The sequence below is a fragment of the Acetobacter sp. AN02 genome, assembly GCF_029759835.1.
GTDB lineage: Bacteria > Pseudomonadota > Alphaproteobacteria > Acetobacterales > Acetobacteraceae > Acetobacter.
On the sequence record NZ_JAJJND010000148.1, the window covers coordinates 1 to 3,488 of the forward strand.

Genomic DNA, 3,488 nt, shown 5'->3' on the forward strand with positions numbered 1-3,488 from the left:
CACGGCTTCACGCAGCATAAGACAGGTCAGCCTCAGCCCTATGATCCGCAAAATGCCCAACCCGACAGGCTGCTAGCCGCTGCATCTTCCCGTCATTTCCCGCATTGTTTATCTGCCCGTTTGCGTTGACATGACGGAATACCACCCTCATGGTCCGCCTGTTTTCAGTTCCAAGACATCTTTTTACCGGGGAAATTTCATGGGCCACGACGCGCTTCAGCACCGAATCGACGAACTCTGGGAAGCGCGCACGCAGATCACTCCGGCAACCGGAGGGGCAGACCGCCAGGTCGTGCTTGATGCCCTTGATCTGCTCGACTCGGGAAAGATGCGGGTGGCGGAGGTCAGTAACGGCTCCCGGACCGTGAATGAATGGCTCAAGAAGGCCGTACTGCTTTCATTCCGGCTGTTCGATAACCAGGTGATGGAAAACGGCAGCGCCGGGGCTCCGGTCTTCGATAAGGTACCGCTCAAGTTCGAAGGCTGGACCGGAGAGCGTTTTGCCTCAGCAGGCTTCCGCGTGGTCCCGGGGGCTGTCGTGCGTCGTTCTGCCCATATCGCGCCGGGCGTGGTGCTGATGCCGTCTTTCGTGAATGTGGGCGCATATGTCGACAGCGGAACAATGGTGGATACATGGGCCACCATCGGAAGCTGCGCGCAGATCGGAAAGAACTGCCATATCAGCGGCGGGGCAGGGATCGGCGGTGTGCTGGAGCCGCTTCAGGCTGCTCCGGTGATCATCGGGGATGACTGCTTCATCGGGGCACGGTCCGAGGTTGCGGAAGGCGTGGTTGTCGGGCGCGGTTCCGTGCTGTCCATGGGCGTCTATCTCGGGGCCTCGACGAAGATTGTCGATCGTGCGACAGGCCAGATTTACATGGGCGAGGTGCCGGAATATTCCGTCGTGGTGCCGGGCACACTGCCCGGACGCGCGGGAGAGGACGGCAAACCGAATCCGTCGCTCTACTGTGCCGTCATCGTCAAGCGCGTTGATGAGCGGACCCGCTCCAAGACGTCCATCAACGAACTTCTGCGCGACTGAGATCGTGGCGATCGACGTAGCAGAGCTGGCGGCGGAACTGATTCGTGCTCCGTCGGTCACTCCGGACCCCGGCTGCGCTCAGGATATTCTTATCCGCGTTCTTGAGGAAAACGGTTTTACAGTCACGCGCCTGCCTTTCGGGGAGGGCACGGACCGGACTCCGAATTTCTTTGCCCGCAGAGGGAGTGGTGCGCCGCATCTCTGCTTTGCCGGGCATACGGACGTTGTCCCGCCGGGCACCGGTGCCTGGACCCATGATCCCTTCAGCGGCGTGATTTCTGAGGGTGTGATCTACGGACGCGGTGCCTGCGACATGAAGGGAGGGATTGCTGCTTTCGTTGCGGGAGCTCTGGCCTTTCTTGACCATACGCCGGATTTTCCCGGGTCCGTGAGTCTGCTGATCACGGGTGACGAGGAGGGCCATGCCCGCCACGGTACAGTCAAAGTCCTGGAATGGATGCAGGAAAACGGTCAGATTCCGGATTTCTGCGTGGTCGGGGAACCAACCTGTCCTGAAGCACTTGGCGATATGGTCAAGATCGGCCGTCGGGGAAGTCTGAACGCCCGGATTACGGTGCGGGGCCGCCAGGGACATGTGGCGTATCCTCATCGGGCGGATAACCCGGTGCATCGCCTGCTGCGTATTCTTGATGATCTGACCCGGACTCCTCTGGATCAGGGATCTCGGTGGTTTGAGCCCTCCGGCCTGCAGATTACGAGCATCGACGTCGGGAATACTGCAACCAACGTCATTCCGGCAGAAGCACATGCGGCGCTGAATATTCGTTTCAACGATCTGCACACGGGCGCTTCCCTTGAAGGCTGGATCCGGACGATCTGTACCCGCCATGTACCGGATTATGAGGCGGTAATTCATATCAGTGGCGAGTCTTTCCTGACGTCGCCCGGCCCGGAGACCGAAGCGCTTGTCGCAGCGGTGAAGGAGGTTACCGGGCAGGAACCGCGCCTCGATACCGGAGGCGGTACTTCCGACGCACGGTTTATCGCGCGCTGCTGTGCCGTTGCGGAATTCGGTCTCGTGGGGGCGAGCATGCATCAGATTGATGAACACGTCCTCGTGCAGGACGTGCATCAGCTTGCGCGGATATATGAACTGTTCCTGAGCAGGGCAGCGGAGGCAGTATGATGCGCAGGCCGGGAGACCCGCAGCCTGATCCGAAATCGGTGCTCAGGGGCATCATGCTGCTGGGTACCGGGAGGCAGGAAGGTATCACCTGCTTCCGCAGTACGATCCAGACTTTTCTGGCCGCACTCGCGCCTGGTGTGGCGCTGAATATTATTGCCGCTCTGACCGGTCTGATGTCGGGGCACAGGCTTATTGCACTTACGCGTGTGAGTCTCTCGCTCTGCGCGTTTCTTGCACCGCCGGTGATCTCCCATGCTCTGGCAAAATACTGGAAAAAGGAAGATCTCTGGCTGCGCTATGCCACGGCAGCCTTGTGGTGCGACTGGCTGCAGCCGGTTGTCATGGTGCTGACCTTGCTGCTGGCTTCGCTTCTGACGCCGTCTCTTGTCGGTCAGCAGGGGCTGGCAGCGGCGGTCGTGATCGTGTCGGGCCTCTACAGTCTCTGGCTGATGTGGTTTGTCGCGCGCACGGGACTTGCGGTCAGCAAAGGGCAGGCTGCGCTTCTGTGTATTGCGAACATCCTGTTTATCCTTGCATGCTATGGCGTGGCGACGCTTCTTTCTGCGGAATATAACTTTCTGAGAGAACTTATTCTCCCGTCTTCCCTGAGACGAGGCTGAGTCCTGCCGTCAGGGAGAGTGCAGGTAGAGAATGAGTAATACCAGAGAGAATAAAGCAGTGTCAGATACGACAGATACGAAAGCACATAAAGGATCAGTTCTCAGAGGTTCTTTGCTTCTGATGACGGGTCAGGAAAGAGGAATATTTTTCTTCTAAAGTACAACTAAATTTTTATTATTTTCGCTTATACATTCTATATTTATAGAATTAATTTATTCTTCTTTTGTGTTTTTAAATTCGAAAGATTATTTATATAATATTTTAATTTTAATAATATGCACATTATATTATATCATTTATTACGGGATATTTTTTCAAATATATGGAATAAAGTATATTTGTATAAAAGATATATAACATCCATGATTTGGCGTTATTATATTTTCTATACTATTTCTTTATTTCATTTATTATGAATTTTATTCCATTTTCTCCTGATGTGAACTCTATTTTAACGGCGGTGATTGATGTTTGGGTAATCTCCCCATTTTTAATGGGGCGTTGAATGAGAATTCAGGCAGCTGTTTTTAGTTTCTGGGCGGGTGTGAACCCACCGTTCCCCATGTTGGGTCTGTCATGGTTATACCAACGGTTATAGTGGCTGACCTGTGTGAGCCCACTTTCTGAGACCGATGGATCGGATGGTTTCCGGCAGGGCAGAGAGATTGTTCCAGGCTG

General features: G+C 55.0%; 3 protein-coding genes. All 3 read left to right on the forward strand.

Translation table 11 applies throughout. From position 1 onward, the window contains the following. Positions 1-199 precede the first annotated feature (199 nt). Genes dapD through LOC54_RS11770 form a run of 3 tightly spaced genes read left to right on the forward strand, consistent with a single transcriptional unit; the run spans position 200 to position 2,809 of the window. The gene (gene dapD, locus LOC54_RS11760; RefSeq protein ID WP_279313981.1) at positions 200-1,042 is read left to right on the forward strand and encodes a 2,3,4,5-tetrahydropyridine-2,6-dicarboxylate N-succinyltransferase; all 843 of its coding nucleotides are present in this window, start codon (positions 200-202) and stop codon (positions 1,040-1,042) included. Continuing rightward, positions 993-2,189, forward strand: a complete 1,197-nt coding sequence (dapE, locus tag LOC54_RS11765; protein WP_279313982.1) for a succinyl-diaminopimelate desuccinylase — start codon at positions 993-995, stop codon at positions 2,187-2,189. The genes dapD and dapE overlap by 50 nt, the downstream gene beginning before the upstream one ends. Then, positions 2,186-2,809 carry a hypothetical protein gene (locus LOC54_RS11770; protein WP_279313983.1) on the forward strand — a complete coding sequence of 208 codons (624 nt, stop codon included), beginning with the start codon at positions 2,186-2,188 and terminating at the stop codon, positions 2,807-2,809. The genes dapE and LOC54_RS11770 overlap by 4 nt, the downstream gene beginning before the upstream one ends. Positions 2,810-3,488 lie beyond the last annotated feature (679 nt).